This is a genomic window from Ralstonia insidiosa (assembly GCF_008801405.1).
GTDB lineage: Bacteria > Pseudomonadota > Gammaproteobacteria > Burkholderiales > Burkholderiaceae > Ralstonia > Ralstonia insidiosa.
On sequence record NZ_VZPV01000002.1, the window covers coordinates 140,223 to 157,727 of the forward strand.

19 protein-coding genes are annotated in these 17,505 nt (G+C 64.9%); 6 read left to right on the forward strand and 13 right to left on the reverse strand.

Features of this window, described 5'->3' with window-relative positions; genetic code table 11:
* Positions 1-22: 22 nt before the first annotated feature.
* From F7R11_RS17365 to F7R11_RS17395, 7 genes are all read right to left on the reverse strand, one after another.
* Positions 23-1,321, reverse strand: coding sequence for a sensor histidine kinase (locus F7R11_RS17365; protein ID WP_064809003.1), 1,299 nt, complete (start codon positions 1,319-1,321; stop codon positions 23-25).
* A complete protein-coding gene (gene cqsA, locus F7R11_RS17370) occupies positions 1,318-2,607 on the reverse strand; it encodes an alpha-hydroxyketone-type quorum-sensing autoinducer synthase (RefSeq protein ID WP_064806705.1) in 1,290 nt (429 codons plus the stop codon). The genes F7R11_RS17365 and cqsA overlap by 4 nt, the downstream gene beginning before the upstream one ends.
* Before the next feature lie 214 nt (positions 2,608-2,821).
* Positions 2,822-3,241 (reverse strand): adenosylmethionine decarboxylase, encoded by a 420-nt coding sequence (gene speD / locus F7R11_RS17375; RefSeq protein ID WP_021192749.1) that lies wholly within the window; start codon positions 3,239-3,241, stop codon positions 2,822-2,824.
* Complete coding sequence (locus F7R11_RS17380; protein ID WP_021192750.1) at positions 3,238-3,423, reverse strand: hypothetical protein; 186 nt, start codon at positions 3,421-3,423, stop codon at positions 3,238-3,240. Before F7R11_RS17380 ends, speD begins: the two co-directional genes overlap by 4 nt.
* Complete coding sequence (locus tag F7R11_RS17385; protein ID WP_064809002.1) at positions 3,420-4,871, reverse strand: DUF4178 domain-containing protein; 1,452 nt, start codon at positions 4,869-4,871, stop codon at positions 3,420-3,422. The genes F7R11_RS17380 and F7R11_RS17385 overlap by 4 nt, the downstream gene beginning before the upstream one ends.
* Positions 4,872-4,959: 88 nt before the next feature.
* Complete coding sequence (locus tag F7R11_RS17390; RefSeq protein WP_064806703.1) at positions 4,960-6,009, reverse strand: SPFH domain-containing protein; 1,050 nt, start codon at positions 6,007-6,009, stop codon at positions 4,960-4,962.
* 38 nt (positions 6,010-6,047) lie between these two features.
* Positions 6,048-6,446, reverse strand: coding sequence for a DUF350 domain-containing protein (locus F7R11_RS17395; RefSeq protein WP_064806701.1), 399 nt, complete (start codon positions 6,444-6,446; stop codon positions 6,048-6,050).
* 186 nt (positions 6,447-6,632) lie between these two features.
* Between F7R11_RS17395 and F7R11_RS17400 the strand changes: the two genes are divergently transcribed.
* Both F7R11_RS17400 and F7R11_RS17405 read left to right on the forward strand, forming a co-directional pair.
* Positions 6,633-8,210, forward strand: coding sequence for a polyamine aminopropyltransferase (locus F7R11_RS17400; protein ID WP_064806699.1), 1,578 nt, complete (start codon positions 6,633-6,635; stop codon positions 8,208-8,210).
* Positions 8,210-9,832 (forward strand): NAD(P)-binding protein, encoded by a 1,623-nt coding sequence (locus F7R11_RS17405; RefSeq protein WP_064806697.1) that lies wholly within the window; start codon positions 8,210-8,212, stop codon positions 9,830-9,832. Before F7R11_RS17400 ends, F7R11_RS17405 begins: the two co-directional genes overlap by 1 nt.
* Positions 9,833-9,848: 16 nt before the next feature.
* On the opposite strand, the gene F7R11_RS17410 is transcribed toward F7R11_RS17405, so the two are convergent.
* Positions 9,849-10,565, reverse strand: coding sequence for a dienelactone hydrolase family protein (locus F7R11_RS17410; protein WP_064806694.1), 717 nt, complete (start codon positions 10,563-10,565; stop codon positions 9,849-9,851).
* 216 nt (positions 10,566-10,781) lie between these two features.
* Between F7R11_RS17410 and F7R11_RS17415 the strand changes: the two genes are divergently transcribed.
* The 4 genes from F7R11_RS17415 to F7R11_RS17430 all read left to right on the forward strand — a co-directional run bounded on the left by F7R11_RS17415 (position 10,782) and on the right by F7R11_RS17430 (position 12,679).
* The gene (locus tag F7R11_RS17415; RefSeq protein ID WP_064806692.1) at positions 10,782-11,156 is read left to right on the forward strand and encodes a GIY-YIG nuclease family protein; all 375 of its coding nucleotides are present in this window, start codon (positions 10,782-10,784) and stop codon (positions 11,154-11,156) included.
* Positions 11,153-11,587 (forward strand): helix-turn-helix domain-containing protein, encoded by a 435-nt coding sequence (locus F7R11_RS17420; protein ID WP_064806690.1) that lies wholly within the window; start codon positions 11,153-11,155, stop codon positions 11,585-11,587. Before F7R11_RS17415 ends, F7R11_RS17420 begins: the two co-directional genes overlap by 4 nt.
* A 79-nt stretch (positions 11,588-11,666) precedes the next feature.
* On the forward strand, positions 11,667-12,029 hold the full coding sequence (locus F7R11_RS17425) for a DUF1304 domain-containing protein (RefSeq protein ID WP_064809001.1): 363 nt from the start codon (positions 11,667-11,669) through the stop codon (positions 12,027-12,029).
* Positions 12,030-12,199: 170 nt separating this feature from the next.
* A complete protein-coding gene (locus F7R11_RS17430; protein ID WP_064806687.1) occupies positions 12,200-12,679 on the forward strand; it encodes a YbhB/YbcL family Raf kinase inhibitor-like protein in 480 nt (159 codons plus the stop codon).
* 3 nt (positions 12,680-12,682) lie between these two features.
* Here F7R11_RS17430 and F7R11_RS17435 read toward each other — a convergent pair whose 3' ends face one another.
* The 5 genes from F7R11_RS17435 to F7R11_RS17455 form a co-directional block, all read right to left on the reverse strand.
* The gene (locus F7R11_RS17435; RefSeq protein ID WP_064809000.1) at positions 12,683-13,207 is read right to left on the reverse strand and encodes a hypothetical protein; all 525 of its coding nucleotides are present in this window, start codon (positions 13,205-13,207) and stop codon (positions 12,683-12,685) included.
* A 75-nt stretch (positions 13,208-13,282) separates the two neighbouring features.
* Entirely contained in the window at positions 13,283-14,068 is a 786-nt protein-coding gene (locus F7R11_RS17440) for a hypothetical protein (protein ID WP_064806685.1), read from the reverse strand.
* 122 nt (positions 14,069-14,190) lie between these two features.
* The gene (locus F7R11_RS17445) at positions 14,191-15,081 is read right to left on the reverse strand and encodes an NmrA family NAD(P)-binding protein (RefSeq protein ID WP_064806683.1); all 891 of its coding nucleotides are present in this window, start codon (positions 15,079-15,081) and stop codon (positions 14,191-14,193) included.
* 105 nt (positions 15,082-15,186) lie between these two features.
* Positions 15,187-16,074, reverse strand: coding sequence for an AraC family transcriptional regulator (locus tag F7R11_RS17450; protein ID WP_390624376.1), 888 nt, complete (start codon positions 16,072-16,074; stop codon positions 15,187-15,189).
* 71 nt (positions 16,075-16,145) lie between these two features.
* Positions 16,146-17,309, reverse strand: coding sequence for an alkane 1-monooxygenase (locus tag F7R11_RS17455; RefSeq protein WP_064806678.1), 1,164 nt, complete (start codon positions 17,307-17,309; stop codon positions 16,146-16,148).
* Between the last annotated feature and the right edge of the window lie 196 nt (positions 17,310-17,505).

Below are 17,505 nucleotides of genomic sequence, written 5' to 3' on the forward strand. Positions count from 1 at the left end.
CCCCGGGCCTGCGTTGACAACCTCAGCGCGGGTTCGGGAAGCGGATGCGGAATTCGGTGTACTCGTGCTCGACCGACTTGCACGAGATGCTGGCGCCCCAGCCACGCAACACCTTGCGGCAGAACATCAGGCCGATCCCCGTGCCGCGATGCGCTGGGTAGGAGAAGAACGGCTCGAACATCCGCTTGAGCACGGTCGACGAGATGCCCGAACCGGTATCGCGTACGACGATCTCCACCCCGCGCGACGACCTCTCATAGCTGAAGTGAAGATCCCCCTTGCCCACGCGTTGGATGGCCTCCAGCGCGTTCTTGGTCAGGTTGGTGATGATGTGCTCGAACAAGCTCGCGTTGCCCAGCACCCGCACTCCGATGCTCGGTGCAATCGACACCAGCTCCCGCGTCCCAGGCTCAAAAGGAAAGGCCGCAATGGCTGAGCAGATCGCCTCGTGCGGATCAAACCAGTTGATGCTGACGGTCTGCGGATCTTTTGAATTGGCGACCAGCAACTCGATGCTGTTGTTGGCACGCACCACATCGGTACGCATGCGCTCGACCGCATGCTGCACCGCCGGCAGGTCTGGGTGGTCGGGCGGCACCAGCTTGGGCAAGCGATCCTGAATGCCGCGCGCTGTCAGGGCTAGGCTGGCCAGCGGCGTGCGCAACTCATGGGCCACGGTGCCCAGCGCCAGCGCCACACCGCGCTGTTTCTGCTCGGCCAGGATCTGGCGGTCCAACTTGATGACGACGAGCACGGCCACGACAAACGCCACCACCGGTATCTGCTCCAGCAGCGCATGCCACGGAAACGCTGCCACCGCGTTGCCGGCCAGCAAGAACAGCGCCGTCGCAGCAAACGCCCCACTGATGAGCGAGATCAGCGCGAACGCCGTACTGAAATGGAACAGGATGACGACGGCAATGACCACCGACTCCGCCCACACCATCGTCCCGGCGTTCTCGAGATAGAAGAAGATGAAGGCAAACGGCAGCCCAGCCGTAATGGCAAACAATGCATAGGCCGGCAGCCACTTGTATTGCGACAGCCGGTTGGCAAACAGCAACGGAATGAACAGCAGCGTGCACACGGCGCGCAGCCAGACGTTCTCATACGGCTGCGGAAAAACGACCGACCAGATCACGAAGTACAACGGGTGGCCGAGCACCCCCAGCGCACCCACGAAGCGGATGCGGCGCAGCCGCGCCGCGCTCTCTTCGTCAAGCAGTGCCGCGCTCGTCAACGAGGTCGCGAGGTACTGCCAGACGCGGGCCGGCCAGCGACCCGGATTGTCTGCGGGGACTCCACCCACTGTGTTCGTCATGCGTTCGCCAAACATGCATTGAGTTGAACGGCGGCTGCAGGTCTTCGCATCCGGCGCGTGGACGCCCAATCGTCCAGCCCCACCCGATCACGAATCTCTGCCAGGACACCAAGCAGCCGCCCGATCTCTGCGGGCGTGAGCTTGGCATGCAGCGTCAGGCGCACCAACGCCCGGTTTCTGGGCGTAGCCGGCGCACAGAATACCGCACCGAAGATGCCGCGGGCCTGCAATGCGTCGCGCAGCACCTTGACCTGCGGCTCGGGCCCCGCCTCCAGCCCGATGATCTGCTCGGTGCCGTCACTGATGTTGTAGCCCAGCGCGGCGATACCTGCGCGCACAGAGCGGGTGATGGCATGCAGACTCTCGCGTCGAGCCTCCGCCGCACCAATGAAATCCGCCGCGGCCTCGAACCAGGCCAGTTCGTGCCGCAGCAACCCCGAACTGAAAATGGCTGGGCGAGCCTCTACGGCAAAGAAATCCTTGAACAGGCCACTGCAGGCAACAAACCCGGCACGGCCGGCAAACGTCTTGGCCAATGACGCCGTACGAAAGTGCACACGGCGCTCCAGCCCCAGTTGCACCACCAGACCCGCCCCGCCCGGCCCGTGCGTGCCCAGGGAGTGGGATTCATCCACCACGATGACCGAGCCGCTGGCCTCGGCCGCCACCACCAGCGCCGTCAACGGCGCCACGCTGCCGGTGGTGCTGTAGACGGAATCCACCACGATGATGCCGGGGCCGGTCCGCTCCAGTTGCCGGTTCAGATGGTCTACGTCGTTATGGCGAAACGGCACCGGTACCGCGCCCGCCGCGGTGATGCCCTCCCACAGCGAGGCGTGCGCGGCCATATCGATATAGACGGGCACGCCTGGTCCTGCAATGCACTGGATCAGCCCGACATTCGCGGCCCAGCCGGATTGGGCGATCAAGCCGGCCTCGGCGCGCATCATGGCAGCCAGCCGGGCTTCCACCCGGCTCTGCGGCGTATCACCGTGCTGGAACACGGCTGACATGAGCAGTTCGTGCTCGTGCCCGAGCAGTGCGCGCGCCTGCGCACGTACCAATTCCCGCTCGCCGAGCAAGCATAGGTAGTCGTTGCTGTTCAGGAACAGGGCATCGGGCCCTGGCGTGCGGCCGTGGAGCAGGTGGTCTCCGCCCCAGAGCTTGCCCATGCGATCGTCATAGTGGCGCCGCATGCGAACAGCAATCCAGTCCGGCAACGCCGGCGCGGCAGGAGAAGGTGTGGGGAGCAGTGCAGAAGAGACGTGCGTTGGCAGCGTGGTCATGGAGGCCTCGTCGGGTTGGTAATGGAAAGACCAAACACCGGTGGCCTTGCATCGACCACCGGGATGCAATCCGAACAACCATCATGGCACGTCAGTGCGTGCGCATTTCATCTACAACGAAGCGCCCGCCAGCGCTGATTCAGGACGATGGCGGCCAAGCCCACTGCCTGCTTGAAGCGCGGGCCGGAAACGATATTGGATTAAACCAAATGTATTAAGCGGGTGCGCAACCGCGCTGCGCGACACGTACGTCAACACGCTCCGGTGCCAGCGCACGTTCAAACACGGCGCGCGCACCATGCGTTGTGCCGGTGCCGCACATGAAGGCATCAATGGCGGCAAACCCGTGCTCCGGCCACGTGTGGATCGACAAGTGTGACTCCGCCAGCAAGAGGACACCCGTCACACCACCCTGCTCACCGGCGGACGCGCCCACACGCAGCGAATCGAAACGATGGAGATGCGCATGAAGAATGGTGGCACCCAGCGCGGCAGCTGCCTCGCGCAGCGCAGCCTCCAGGGCCTGGGCATCACGCAGCAGCACGGGCGCCACGCCATACAGATCGAGCAGCAGATGCTCGCCCACTGCAGCAGAGGTTGCGGCAGCGTGCGGCGTCGCGTCCGTGCGCGTCACTTGTGGCCCCCGCTGAAGCCGCCACCGTAACCGCTACCGCCGGACGAGCCGCCCCAGTACGAAGACCCGCTGGTGCTGCTGCCATACGACGGCGTGCGCGGCGCCGCAAAACCGGCTCTCCAGTCCATGACCGTTGCGCCAATCACCACGCACACGGCGTACAGCACGAACCAGCCTTTCATTCCCCACCCCCGACCTTGGCGACCAGCCATGCCGGCACGATCAGCATCAGCGCTGCAAAGAACGTGATCACAAACACCGAACCCGGCGCCATGAAGAACGGCACCAGATTCAGCAAACCGAGCAGCACACAGGACACCACTGCCACGGTCATGTAGCCCGAGCCCGATGCCTCCTTGACCGGTTCGGCCACCACCTTGCCGAACCACGCCTTGATCTGCGCAGTGCTGACCGGCGTGCTCTTAGACCAGCTCAGTTCATGCGCATCGCTCTCTGCGGCAAGGCTTTCCTGGCCAGCCGTGTATTCGACCACGCGGGTCTGGTCGCCGGCCTGCACGCGCCAGTTGAAGGCGCCGGCAGCGTAGGTCACGCGTGCGGTGTAGTCCTCGTCGCGGGTGTACTGCGTGTTGCCCAGCGTGGCCTTGCGGCCGTCGATCTGCGTGGGCCAGCGGTCGAGCACGTTGGCGCGGAACCAGCCGTCATCGGTTTCCACCATCCACGTGAAACCGCGCTTGGGGGTGTACAGCAGGTATTCGAACCACTCGCCGCCGCCGTCGACCACCGTGCGACGCATCACGCCGATCACCTGCCACTGCTGGCCGTCGATCAACGCCTTGTCGCCCAGTTCCAGCGTGGTGACAACCTGCGGCACGGACCGGGCGCGGGCGATAATCTCGCCGCGCGGTGTGGCGGCATCGATGGCCGCGCCACAGCCGGGGCACAACACATGCCCGGTCACGCCAGGGCTGAACGGGATCGACGTGCCGCACTGCGGGCAGTCGAGGTTGGTGAGCTTGCGGGGGACGCGGCCGGCGGTTTCCTTGATCTCGGCGTCGGTGCGCAGGAGTTGGCACTTGAGCGCTTCGAGCGTGGTGGCCTCGCCCAGGTAGAGCGTGGGCGCCGTACCGTCGGAATAGTCGAGCGTGATGAAGGCGTCTTCGCGGCGGCCATCGGCCACGCGCGCATGCCAGCCCTCGCCCACACGGAACGGCAATTCACCCTGGCCGCCGGTGCAATCGGCCTCGCGCACGTCTGACAGCGTGAACTGCTTGCCGTCAGCATCGTAAAGCTGCCCGGGCCGCAACGTTTCGAACGCCACGGCGTTGCGCGGCACGCCACGCGAGAAGGTCATGGTGACCTGGCCCGAAGCCTCAGCCAGCCAGCCATCGGTGCTGTCGTCAAACAGCACGTACCACTCGTTCCAGAAGCCCGCGTCGTAGCGCAACTGGATGCGCCCCACGACGGTGAAGGCCTTGTTCTTGTAGCGCCCGGTGGTGCCGATCTGCACGCGCGCGTAGTCCTCCAGCACGGCAGACATCTTGCCGATGTCGGACAGCGTTTCGCCGTCGCGCAGCAGTGTGCTCTTGCAAAAGCTGCACACCGTCATCACGGCAGCGGCGGACTTCAGTTCCACCGGCGCGCCACACGCCGGGCAGTTGGCATGAAACATGGTCGGGTCGTTCGATTGCACAGCAAAACGGGCGGCTAAAGGGGCACAGCCCCTTCGCCGCCCGGTCATTCGAGCAGCAAAGCTGAGCTCAGCCCCCGGTCAGTGCCTTGAGCACGGCGGCCTTGCCGGCATCAAAGTCGGCCTGGGTGATGAGGCCCTTGTCGAGCAGATCCTTGAGCTTGGTCAGGCGTGCGGTCGGGTCGTCGGCAGCCGGAGCAACCGGTGCGGCGGCAGCCGGTTGTGCAGCAGCGGGGGTAGCCGATCCGGCACCGCCCTGCACAGCGGTGCGCAGGCTCTCGGCCATCGTCTGGCCCATTGCCAAGCCTGCCGCCAGACCCGCGCCCGTGCCAGCGATGCCACCTTCGTTCTGCGCAGCCAGCGGCAGCGATTCGGCCGCCTGATACTGCGTGAAGCGCCCCATGTCGCCGGTCATGTCCATGCTGATGCGGCGGTCCATCGCGGCCTGCAGTTCGTCCGGCAGCGTGACGCTGGAGACCTGGAAGCTGTCGAGCGCCAGGCCGTACTGCGTGAACTGCGGCGCCAGGGTCTCGCGCACCTTGTTCGACATCAGCGTCTGGTTGGCGGCCAAGTCCAGGAACGGCACACCGGATTCGCCAAACGCCGTGGCCATGGCACCCATGATGACGGGGCCAAGCTGGGCTTCAACTTCGTCGACGGTATAGATGTCGCGCGTGCCGCTCACCTGCTGGTAAAACTGTTTCGGATCGGCCACGTGGTACGCATACACGCCAAAGGCGCGCAGGCGGATCATGCCGAAATCCTTGTCGCGCACCGTCACCGGCTGCGGCGTGCCCCAGCGGCGGCCGAGCTGCTGGCGCGTGCTGAAGTAGTAGACGTCGGACTTGAAGGGGGACTCGAACAGCTTGTCCCAGTTCTTCAGGTAGGTCAGGACGGGCAGCGTCTGCGTGGTCAGCTTGAAGGTGCCGGCACCGAACACATCGGCAATCTGGCCTTCGTTGACGAACATCGCCATCTGCGAGTCGCGCACGACCAGGGTGCCGCCGTTCTGGATTTCCATGTCCTGCATGGGATAGCGCCAGGCGAGTACGCCGTCTTCGCTCTCCGTCCACTGCAGGATGTCAATAAACTGCTTTTTGATAAAGCTGGACAGGCTCACAGGAAACTCCTTCGCGATGATTCGCGGTGCAGGAACAATCAGGACAGGCAGGCAGCGTTGATCACACCAACGGCCAGTGCGCTCACGCCAAACAGCATACCGGCGGCGATGTTGTTGTGCTCGATCTGCAGGCGGTAGTCGGGCATCAGGCGCGTGAGCACCACGAAGACAATCAACTGCACGACCGACGCCATCACCGACCAGAACAGGAACGGTATCAGGCCATCGGCGTGCGTGATGCTGGATGCAATGGTCAGCACGAAGCCGAGCAGCGCACCGGCCAGCGACAGCGCTGCAGAGACGTTGCCTTCACGGATCAGCTTGAACTCGTCGTACGGCGTCAGACGCAGGTAGACAAAGAAGAAACCAGCAAACACCACAGCACCCGCCAGCAGGTGCGAGGCATAGGCGATCACGGAAGCGGTCATATCGGGCATGGGCAGAAGGCAATCAGCCTGGGCAGTGCGCAAGTGGCGCCACTATAGCGGCTGATGCGCCGCTTGCGTACCCCCCGATGTTGCCCTGCACAGCTGGCTCGCCGCGGCAGAAAAAAGGCGGCACAATCGCGCTCGCATTTGCGCCAGCCGTTTGTTAACGCACGATCATCTTCCCCCTGCCTTCGCATGTCCACGCCGCAGCCTGACGCCACCTACGAACCTACGCAGCCGGCCGGCCGCGGCAACGCCTTGCTGGTCCTCGCCGTGTTTGTGGTCGCCTCATGCGGGCTGGCTTACGAACTGATTGCCGGGGCACTGGCTTCGTACCTGCTGGGCGATTCGATCCTGCAGTTCTCCTCCATCATCGGCGCCTATCTGTTTGCGATGGGCATCGGCTCGTGGCTCTCGCGCTACGTGGCAGACGATGCATTGCTCGCCCGCTTTGTCGATCTGGAACTGCTGGTGGGGTTGTTTGGCGGCGTCTCGGCGGCGGCGCTGTTTGTCTTGTTTGCGGTGGAATCAGCGCCGTTCCGGTTGGTGCTGTACGCGCTGGTGACGGTGATCGGCGTGCTGGTCGGCATGGAGATTCCGCTGGTGATGCGCATGCTGCATCGCCGGCAAGCCAAGTTTTCCGACCTGGTCAGCCGCGTGCTGACGTTCGATTACCTGGGCGCGCTGGCCGTATCGCTGCTGTTTCCGCTGGTGCTGGCGCCGCGCCTGGGGCTGGTGCGTACGGGCTTCCTGTTCGGGCTGCTCAATACGGCGATTGCGGTCTGGACACTCTGGCACTTTCGCGCAGAACTGGCGCTCACCGCCCGCATGCGCAGTGCGATGGCGTGGCGTGCGGGCGCTGTCGCTGCCGCGCTGCTGGCGGGCTTTGCCGCATCAGACAAGCTCACGCACTGGTCAGAACGCGCGCTCTTTGGCGACGAGATCATCCATGCGATTTCATCACCGTATCAACGGCTGGTGGTGACGCGCTGGAAGGATGACCTGCGCCTCTACATCAACGGCAACCTGCAGTTCTCCTCGCGCGACGAATACCGCTATCACGAGGCGCTGGTGCTGCCCGCGCTGGAATCCGTGCGCGGCGCGCGGCGCGTGCTGGTGCTGGGCGGCGGCGACGGCCTCGCACTGCGGCAGATCCTGAAGTACCCGCAAGTCGAGCACGTCACCCTGGTCGATCTGGACCCGCGCATGACGAACCTGTTCTCGCATGCGGAGGCGCTGGTTGCGCTCAACCAGCATGCGTTCAGCGATCCGCGCGTGACGGTGGTCAATGCCGATGCGGGGCAATGGCTGCAGACCGCCACCGACATGTTCGACGTGGCCATCGTCGATTTTCCGGACCCGTCCAACTTCAGCATCGGCAAGCTGTATTCGGTGCCGTTCTACCGGCTGCTGTCGCGGCACGTGGCGGATACGGGCTTAGTCGTCATTCAGGCCACCTCGCCCTACTTCGCGCCACGCTCGTACTGGTGCGTGGATGCAACCCTGAAGGAAGCCGGCTACCGCACGTGGCCGTATCACGCGCTGGTGCCGTCGTTTGGCGAATGGGGCTTCATCCTCGCCGCGCCGGGCCGGGCGGATTTCCAGCCGCCCACGTCGTACCGCGTGCCGACGCGCTTTCTGGATGCCGACACCACGCACCAAATGTTCAGCTTCGCGCCCGACATGCCGCGCCCGCAAGTGGAGCCCAACCGGCTGAACAACCAGTCGCTGGTGCGGTACTTTGAAGAAGACTGGCACGGCGTGCTGCGCTGATGGCAACGCGACGCAGTTTCCTGATCGGCGCCGCTGCGGCAGGTGTGGCTGCGGCCGGGGCCGCCTCCTGGGCCGGCTTTCGCGCGCTGACCGAGATCACGCCCAACGTGCGTATGCCTGGCCAGGCCGCTGGCCATCAGTTGCGCGACCTCAAGGCACTACCTGCCCCGTCGGAGACACGCCGCGTTGGCGTCGTCATCTGCGGTAGCGGCATCGGCGGATTGAGTTGCGCGTGGCGGCTGGCAAAGCGCGGGCGACGCGACGTGGTGGTGGTGGAAGGGCCGGAGCGCTACGGCAACGCGGCCGGCGGTGCATTCGGCACGCAACGCTTCCCGACCGGCGCGCATTACCTGCCGCTGCCGTCAATGGAATCGACGCACGTGCGCGAGATGCTCTCGGACTTCGGCGTGATCGAACGCAATCCGTTTGCGCTGCGTCCGACCTACGACGAACGCGTGCTCGTGCACGCCCCCGACGAACGCCTATGGCTGGGCAACCGCTGGCAGGACGGCTTTGTGCCGCACGAAGGCATTACCGAAGCCGAGCGCGCCGAGCACACCCGCTTCTTCGCGCAAATCGACCGCCTGCGCCAGACCACTGGCAACGACGGCAGACGCATCTTCGCCGTGCCGACCGCGCTCTCCTCCGCCGACCCAGCCTGGCGTGCGCTCGATACCCTCACCTTTCGCGACTGGCTGCACCGCGAGGGCTACCAGGCCGCCACGCTGCACTGGTATGCCGACTACTGCTGCCGCGATGACTACGGCGCCACGGCAGACCACGTGTCCGCATGGGCCGGCATTGCGTACTTCGCCAGCCGTGGCGGCATGGCCAGCAACGCGGAACAGGGCACCGTGCTCACCTGGCCGGAAGGGCTGGACTGGATGGCCGAGCGCTTGTTTGAGGCTGCCGGCCTGAACGATGCCGGCCGCCTGCTCCCGGGCAGCGCCGCACGCATCGGCAAGACCAACGAAGAGGGTGCACGCGTCTATGCCGACGTGCTGCAAGCCGACGGCCGCGTGGTGCGCCTGCTGGCCGACCACGTGGTGAGCGCGATGCCGCTGCATGTTGCCAAGCACGTCGTCGAAGGCTTTGATGTGCCGGCCACCGAGCTGCCCGAAGCCGCACCGTGGCTGCTTGCCAATCTGCTGATCGACGGCTTTCCGCCCGAGTACGACGACACGCCGCTCGCTTGGGACAACGTGGTCTATCGGGGCACGGGACTGGGCTATGTGGTGGCCAACCACCAGGACATTCGCGTGGGGCCGCCTGCGCAGAGCGTGTTCACGGCCTACGTGGCGCTGTCAGACATGACGCCCAAGGCGGCGCGCGAGTGGATGCTGAACGCATCGCCGCAGGCATTGCTCGATCGCGCGCTGGCCGATCTGGACAGGGTCTACGGCATCCGCCTGCGCACGCAGATCCGCCGGGCCGACCTGACCCTGCGCGGGCATGCCATGGCGATTCCCACGCCGGGCTTTCTCTCGCGGCCGGGCATTGCGCGCCTGCGCGAGAACACCGGGCCGATCCACTATGCGCATGCGGACCTGTCCGGCTATTCCGTGTTTGAAGAAGCGGCGTGGTGGGGCGACCAGGCGGCGCGGGCCATCCTGGCCGCCTGATCCAAGGGACAGTGCTTTAGCCCTTGTTCGGCCAGAGCGTACGACCGAAGAACGTCAATGCACGATCCCATGCATGCTGCGCCCACACCGGGTCGTACTGCGTGATGGCGATGCGGTTTTCGCCCACAGCCGTTTCATTGGCAAAGGCGTGGTGCGCGAGATAGCGATGGAAGTCGACATCGACGCCGGCATCGGCCAGCTTCTTCTCGAGCGCATCCACCGTTTCGATCTTGAAGGCAGTGTCCTGCGTGCCCCAGTGGCCCTGCACTGGCACCTTGATCTTCGAGGCATCGATGTATTCCAGCGGCGGGAAGCCGTACCACACCACGCCTGCGGCGGCCTCCGGCACATTACATAGCGCCAGCAACGTGAGCGCGCCGCCCATGCAGTAGCCCGTCACGCCCACGCGATCGCAGGTCTGCTTGAGGTATTGCACGGCGCCGCGCACGTCCTGCGTGGCCGCATCGCCAAAGTTCAGGTTGCTCATCAGGTGGTGGGCCTCTTCCTCCTCCACCGTCATGGTGCCGCGATACAGATCGGGCACCAGCGCCACGTAGCCGGCGCGCGCCAGACGGTCAGCCACGCCACGAATCTGGTCGTTCAGGCCCCACCACTCCTGGATGACGACCACCCCGGGGGCGCCCTCCGTTTTGGCCGGCTTGGCCAGATAGCCCTGGAGTTCCTGCCCATCCGGGCGCTTGAACGAGATCATGGATCCTTGCGGTGCAGTCATGCGTGGCTCCTTTGCCTGAAACGAAAGCGCACAGCATAGCCGCGGGCGGTGAAATTTGCAGCCGCCCCCGCAACAGGCCAAGTGCTCGAAAGCACACGCACCACATATTTAACCCGGGTGTTATTGACCGATCATTATTACCCGGGTAATAATTGACGAACGACGCTTGCCGATCAACGCAGACTGCACCACACATGCATCGCACAAGGACCCACCATGACCGACCGACGAGAACTGAAACGCCAGTACCTGGAGACCCGAAGCCGCGCGGGCGCAGGCTGGGGTGTTTATGCCATCCGCAACCTCATCACCGGCCGGGCGCTGGTCAAGGGCAGCACGAACGCGCAGGGCACGCTCAACCGCCACCAGTTCGAGCTGAAGCACGGCACCCATGCCAACGCGTTGCTGCGCAAGGACTGGGCGGACCACGGTGAATCGAGCTTCGTGTTTGAAGTGCTCGACCTGGTCAAGCACCGTGATGCGCCGGATTTTGATGCGGCGCACGAACTGGAAACGCTGGTCACGCTCTGGCGCCAGGAAGTCCCCTGCCAGGGCGTATCTGGCTACGAAAACGAGGAGCGCGCAGCATGAGCACCGCCGGATTCACGTTCTGCATGGCAGTGCAGCGCGCGCAGGCCAGCCTGCGGCGCAAGCTCGACGACAAGCTCGGCACGCATTACGGCATCGACTTCGCTGATTTCGTGCTGCTGGATTGGCTGGCCTCACATGCGGGCAGCCATGTCAGCCTTGCAGAATGCGCGCAGCCGCTCGGGCTGCCACGCCCTGCCGTGCTCAAGCGTGTGCTGGCGTTGGAGAAGATCGGCCTGGTCGCGCGCCAAAGCACGCACGCGGGCCGCCAGATTGCCATTCGCCCCGCAGGCAAGACGCTCGCGCACAACGCACGCGAGACCATCGACTGGCTCGGCGGCCAGGCGCTGACGGCAATCGAGCCAGCATCCATCGCATCGGCAGCAGCGTCGCTGCACACCTTTGCCCAAGCCCGCGCGTTGACGGGGCTCTGATACCCCTCCTTCTGGGAGCAGGCAGGCGGCACAAAATCTCTATCATGGCGGCACGCTCATTCCTGACATGACAACCGCCATGATCAAAACCCTTGCCCTGATCGTCTATCTGCTGGTGCTGCTGATCCACGTCTACATCGTCGTGCTGGAGATGGTGCTGTGGAAGACACGCGGCCCCAAGGTGTTCCGCATCACGCCGGAGAAGGCGGCAGAAACCGCGGCGATGGCCTCCAACCAGGGCTTGTACAACGGCTTTCTGGTGGCCGCGCTGGTGATCGGGCTGGTGGCGCCGGACCCGGTGGTCAACGCATCGTTCGCGCTGTTCGGGTTGATCTGCGTGGCGGTGGCCGGCATCTGGGGCGCGATCACCGTCAGCAAGCGGATTCTCTATGTGCAGACGGTGCCGGCAGTGGCAGCCCTGGTGCTAGGGTGGTTTGCCTGAGCGGCGCAAACCCGACGGTGCTTGTCGGTACCGCCATTGCGCACTAGCTTGAAAGAATCCACGGGATTCCAATCATGTCGCGCGCAACCTGCCAATGGTGCTTCCTGACGTTGCTACTGGCGGGCGGATGCGGCCTTCCCGTCTCTGCTCAAGTGAACGCGAGGAAAGCCATGACGCTCACCCTGACCTCACCCGCCTTTGCCACCGGTGGCGAAATCCCCTGCCACCTCACATGCGAAGGCTCGGATACCTCGCCACCACTGGCCTGGACCGGCGCGCCGGCGGGCACACGCAGCCTGGTGCTGATCGTCGACGATCCGGACGCGCCAGACCCCGCCGCCCCGAAGATGACCTGGGTGCACTGGCTGCTTTACAACATCCCGCCCAGCGCAACGACCATTGCCGAAGACGCAGCACGCAAGGGGCTGCCACCCGGCACGCGCGCCGGCACCAACGACTGGCAACGCACCGCTTATGGCGGCCCCTGCCCACCTGTCGGGCGCCATCGCTACTATCACAAGCTCTATGCGCTGAACGTGGAGCTGCCGGAGATGGGCGCACCCGACAAGGCGGCACTGGAACGCGCCATGCGCGGTCACGTCATCGCCGAGGCGGAGCTCGTCGGTACCTATCAGAAGCACAAGCCCTGAAGGTCAAGGCTTGGCAACCGCGCCCTTGTGGAACAGCGCATACGGCACGCCACGCTCCGGGTGTGCCGTCGTCTCGTTGATGAAGCGCTCCACATCGGGCACGTCGCGCAGCGCGGTCATGAACGGCTCGAACGCATAGCCCGGCGCCACGCAGCCCTGCACGAGCATCCAGCGCTGCCACACCGTCACCCACAGCGTGGTGTTCTGCTTCCAGCCGGGCACATGGATGGCCATCCATTGCAAGCGCCGCTGTGCTGTCTCGGCAATCTCGTCGTCGTAGGCAAAGGCGTTGGGTAGGCGGCAGCGACCCTCGACCCAACAGTGGTTGCCGTGCTCGATGCGGTGGTGGGAATCACGCTTCCATTCGGCTTCGCTGATGCGCGGGCCGGCAGGCTCGGGGCAGTTGGCAACACCCGACGAAATCTGGAAGAACGGATCGTGGCCGCGATTCTGCAGGTCGTCTTCTGCGTGCGCGGCAAAGGCGAATAACACCAGTCCTAATGCAATGCAGCGGATGTCGATCGTCATGGCGCCCCCCTCTGGCACACCCGGCGCAATCGGTTGCTGCCAAGCATAGGTGCTGCAGGCCGACGCGGCCAAGGCTTAACTGAACGGGATCTCAAAGATCCACTTCAACGTCCAGCGATCCGTTGCGCGCGTCAGGCCACGCCCAATGCCAAAGTTGAAGACGACGGGCTTGAGGTCGACGTCAAACGCCAGGAACACCGTGTGCTGCTGCTCATGCAGCGGTGCGATGTGGTTGATGGGCCCAAGACCCGCGTAGTACTCCATGCCGGCACGCACGCCGGTCGTAACCGTGCGGGCAATCTTGAAGCTCGGCGCGGCCTCCGGCACGCCACTGCGGCCCGGGCCGGACAGGTTCCAGTCCAGCACCGGGTTGACCGCCCACAGCCAGCGTTCGTCCTGGTACCCGTAGATGGGCCGCAGCTCCAGTGCGTTCTGCGATTGCTCGAAGCGCCCGGCAACGTGGGCCACCTCCACGTTGACACCGGCAAACTGGCCCACGTCGTCCTCGGGGCGGATCGGCATCCATTTCAGGCGCACCTTGGGGCCCGTTACGTAATACGTGTTCTCGCGTGTGAGCGTGGTCGGCACGTACAGCCCAAGCTCCAGCGACGGCGTCAGCCCGTAGGAGAACTCCGCCGTGGCACGCCACCCGTGCGGTGTCGTGACCTCGCCCGGATAGCTGGGCTCGCCGATGCCGCTGGGCGTGGTATTCAGGTGCAGTTCCAGGCCGACTTGTCCGGGGGCATTGATGTCGCCGGTGTAGACCTGAATCTCGTCGGGCAAGACCGCGCGCGCGGGCAGCGCAGCGCCGCCGAGCACAGCCGCCATCCAAACAGCGCGTGTGACACGTCCAACCAGCATGATGACCCCAGGAAATTTCCGAGATCATAGTGGCGCAACGCGCGCTGCGCGGAATAACCGGAAGGCGCAGACAGAAATCCGCATAAGAGGCATTCGCATTTGCAGACTGCTGGGCTGCGCAGCTATCTCGATTTCACATGCGCGGCCAGCATCGCAGTGAATGCATCCGTCAGCTCGGTCTTGCCAAAGCGCTGCTCGGACACGCCCTTCTCGACATCGATCTGCCCCGCGTTGACGGCGTCGTACAACTCGGTGAGCAGCTGCATATGGTTCTCGCTCAAACCAGCCCGTTGCAGCATCGGTGCCCAGGCTTCGCGCGGCACGGCGTCGGCAACGATCTCGCGGCCAACGACAGTGCTGAAGGCGCGTGCAACCTCGATCAGGCTCACGCGGCGCGGGCCCTCTATGCTCACGATACGCGGCGCTTTGGTGGAGGGCACCTCAAGCAGCAACTCGGCGGCCAGCGCGCCCACGTCCTGCGTTGAGACGGTCGCAAACGCTCGGTCCAACGGACTGTGCAGACTCGGCAGCCGCCCCGTCGCCAGCATCACGGGCAGCATCGCCGCCCAGTTCTGCACATGCTCCGCCGAGCGCAACAGCGTCAGGTGTGTAGGCAGCGGCTTGAGCCGTTCTTCCAGCAAGTGGAACAAGCGCGTCAGGCCGGTGCCCCGGTCAAGTTCTGCACCGTAGTCCGACAACGCCAGCACGGCCGGTGGTGGGTTGGCGCGCAGCGCATCGGCGGCAACGTCGATCATGCGGTGCATGGTCGATGCTGGGTCGGGATTCCCCACCGGCACCGGGCACAGGATCTGCACCGCCGTGGCGCCCTTGATGGCGGAGGCCACCGTGGTGGGATCGGTCAGATCAGCACAGACGATTTCGCAGCCGATCTTGGCCAGCGCTTCGCCCTGCTTGGCCTGGCGCACCACGGCGCGCACAGGGCGACCGGCGTTGCGCAACGCAATGGCCGTGGCACGCCCGACCTTGCCCGCTGCCCCAAAAATGACATACATGCTCGTGCTCCTGTCAGATGAGAGACGCGAGCTTAGGTCGGCTCCGCAATGCGAACTTGCAGGAACGGAGGAATCTGGCAGGTTTGGAGGATCGGGTTGTACCGGCTATGCGGCGAGCGTATCGGCAGACGCCGCGGCGCGCCCTGCCCGAATGACTTCACGCGGCGTCACGCCCAGCAGCCGCTGCATCCACTGCGTCAGGTGGCTCTGGTGCGCAAAGCCGACCTCCAGCGCGATCTGCGACGCGCTGCGCCGGCCCTCCAGCAGCAGCACCTTCGCGCGCTCCACCCGGCGCTGCACGACGTACCGATGTACCGGCACACCCAGCGTTGCGCGAAACAGCACCTTGAAATGCGGTGTGCTCAGGCCCGTCAGTGCCGCCAGTTCAGCCAGCGTCAGCCGCTGATGCAGATGGGCTTCGATGTAGTCGATCACGCGTGCGGCGATACGGGGGGCCAGGGTGCGCGCACTGTTGGCCGCAGCGGCGGCAACCTCACGGCTGCTGTTCAGCAAGCGCACCACCAGCGCCGTGCACAGGCTTTCTGCATACAGCGCGTCGGAAGTGTCTTCCGCTTCCAGCTCTGCGCCGAGCGCCGCTGCCAGGTGATGCACGCGCGCATCGCGCCATTGCAGATGCGGCGCGATCTGTGCCGCCGGCGCCCCAACCTGCTCGCCGATGCTCCGTACGAACGCGTCACTGATGGCGATCCGGAGGATGCGGCAGTCGGCATCGTCGGTCCACATGCCGGGCAACCCGGCGGGGATCACGTCCGCATCACCGTGCGCCTGGATGCGGGAATAGCGGCGGCCGTCGCACACGCAGTTCGCACGAACAGGCGCGCCGATATGCACATTGATGCGGTGAGCTTCCATGGCCGGCACGCGGTACGTTCCCGGGCGGATGCCGAGCAGCGTGGCGGCAAAGCCCTGCCAGCCGAAGCCGTCACTGGATCGCAGGCTGATTGGGGCGGGTTCTCGCAAGGAGGCAGGCATGGCGGTGTTCATGGCGTGGGTAGGCAGTCCCGTGATCACCCCGACATTCTGCCGCCAACCCCGTGCGTACGTCAGGCGCGCGCCGGATACTGCGCCACCACCTGCTCGCGAATCGACGGCTTGATGTTCGCCTGCGACATGTCCCCCTGGTAATGCGCAATCACGCGCGGGTTCATCACGCGAAACCACAGCGGCGGCACATAGGCCAGCAGCACCATCGCGGCATAGCCGGCGGGCAATTGCGGTGAATGCTCGAAGTGCCGCAGCGCCTGGAACGAACGCGTCGGGTTGGCGTGATGGTCGGCATGGCGCTGCAGTTGATACAGGAACAGGTTCGTCACCACGTGATTGCTGTTCCACGAATGCTGCGGCGTGCAACGTTCGTAGCGGCCGCTCGGCAGTTGCTTACGGCACAGGCCGTAGTGCTCCAGGTAGTTCACCACCTCCAGCAATGAAGCCCCGTACACCGCCTGGATCAGCAGGAAAGGCACAGCCTTGATACCGACAAAGGCGATGCACACGGCCCACAGCACCACCGTCATCGCCCAGGCATTGAGCACGTCATTGCGCCACGACCACACCGAATGCCCGTTGCGCTCAAGACGCTGCTTCTCCAGCGCCCAGGCCGATTTGACGCTGCCCACCACGGTGCGCGGCAGAAACTCCCAGAACGATTCGCCAAAGCGTGCGCTTGCCGGGTCAGCCGGTGTGGCCACCCGCACGTGATGGCCGCGGTTGTGCTCGACGAAGAAGTGCCCGTACGCCACCGGTGCCAGCGTGATCTTGGCAAGCCAGCGCTCAAAACCGTTGGTCTTGTGGCCGAGTTCGTGCGCGGTGTTGATCGAGATGCCCGTCACCACGCCCAGTGAAAACGCGAACGCAATGTAGTCGTACCAGGTGAGCTCGTAGGTGTGCAGCACCCACATCGCCACAGCAAAGCTCACGTAGAGCACCGTGGTCGCCAGATAGACGATGCGCCGGTAGTAGCGCTGCTTTTCCAGCTCGGGGACGACGTCTTCGGGCGGGTTGTCGCGGTCGTCGCCAATCAGGTAATCGAGCAGCGGAATGATCGTGAACACGATGACCGGCCCCGCCCACCACAACGGATGCCACCCGGTCGACAGCGCCAGGGCGGCGGCAATCATCGGTAGCGTGATCGTCAGCGCGCCGAGCATCCAGAGATACCGCTTGCTGTCGGTCCATTCCATGGACGCGACGGTGCCGGGTGTTGCCATTGTCTTCCTCCTGGTTGCCCCGCTTGATTCGGTTGGCTTGGAGGCGCTATCAAAACGAAGCGAAGCGGTTCTGGCTAGGCGTGCGGCCGCAGACAGTACAAGTCGTACGGCAAGGCCGCACAACGACGCCAGAATCGTTTTGATAGCGCCTCTCGTGCGCACGTGGGTGCGCCGTCGGGTCATGCCTAACGCCTGT

Bases quoted from the DNA above. Each gene is read 5' to 3' on its own strand.
- F7R11_RS17365 (WP_064809003.1), bottom strand. From the start codon at position 1,321: ATGACGAACACAGTGGGTGGAGTCCCCGCAGACAATCCGGGTCGCTGG.
- cqsA (WP_064806705.1), bottom strand. From the start codon at position 2,607: ATGACCACGCTGCCAACGCACGTCTCTTCTGCACTGCTCCCCACACCT.
- F7R11_RS17380 (WP_021192750.1), bottom strand. From the start codon at position 3,423: ATGAAAGGCTGGTTCGTGCTGTACGCCGTGTGCGTGGTGATTGGCGCA.
- F7R11_RS17385 (WP_064809002.1), bottom strand. From the start codon at position 4,871: ATGTTTCATGCCAACTGCCCGGCGTGTGGCGCGCCGGTGGAACTGAAG.
- F7R11_RS17395 (WP_064806701.1), bottom strand. From the start codon at position 6,446: ATGCCCGATATGACCGCTTCCGTGATCGCCTATGCCTCGCACCTGCTG.
- F7R11_RS17400 (WP_064806699.1), top strand. From the start codon at position 6,633: ATGTCCACGCCGCAGCCTGACGCCACCTACGAACCTACGCAGCCGGCC.
- F7R11_RS17405 (WP_064806697.1), top strand. From the start codon at position 8,210: ATGGCAACGCGACGCAGTTTCCTGATCGGCGCCGCTGCGGCAGGTGTG.
- F7R11_RS17410 (WP_064806694.1), bottom strand. From the start codon at position 10,565: ATGACTGCACCGCAAGGATCCATGATCTCGTTCAAGCGCCCGGATGGG.
- F7R11_RS17415 (WP_064806692.1), top strand. From the start codon at position 10,782: ATGACCGACCGACGAGAACTGAAACGCCAGTACCTGGAGACCCGAAGC.
- F7R11_RS17420 (WP_064806690.1), top strand. From the start codon at position 11,153: ATGAGCACCGCCGGATTCACGTTCTGCATGGCAGTGCAGCGCGCGCAG.
- F7R11_RS17425 (WP_064809001.1), top strand. From the start codon at position 11,667: ATGATCAAAACCCTTGCCCTGATCGTCTATCTGCTGGTGCTGCTGATC.
- F7R11_RS17430 (WP_064806687.1), top strand. From the start codon at position 12,200: ATGACGCTCACCCTGACCTCACCCGCCTTTGCCACCGGTGGCGAAATC.
- F7R11_RS17435 (WP_064809000.1), bottom strand. From the start codon at position 13,207: ATGACGATCGACATCCGCTGCATTGCATTAGGACTGGTGTTATTCGCC.
- F7R11_RS17440 (WP_064806685.1), bottom strand. From the start codon at position 14,068: ATGCTGGTTGGACGTGTCACACGCGCTGTTTGGATGGCGGCTGTGCTC.
- F7R11_RS17445 (WP_064806683.1), bottom strand. From the start codon at position 15,081: ATGTATGTCATTTTTGGGGCAGCGGGCAAGGTCGGGCGTGCCACGGCC.
- F7R11_RS17450 (WP_390624376.1), bottom strand. From the start codon at position 16,074: ATGCCTGCCTCCTTGCGAGAACCCGCCCCAATCAGCCTGCGATCCAGT.
- F7R11_RS17455 (WP_064806678.1), bottom strand. From the start codon at position 17,309: ATGGCAACACCCGGCACCGTCGCGTCCATGGAATGGACCGACAGCAAG.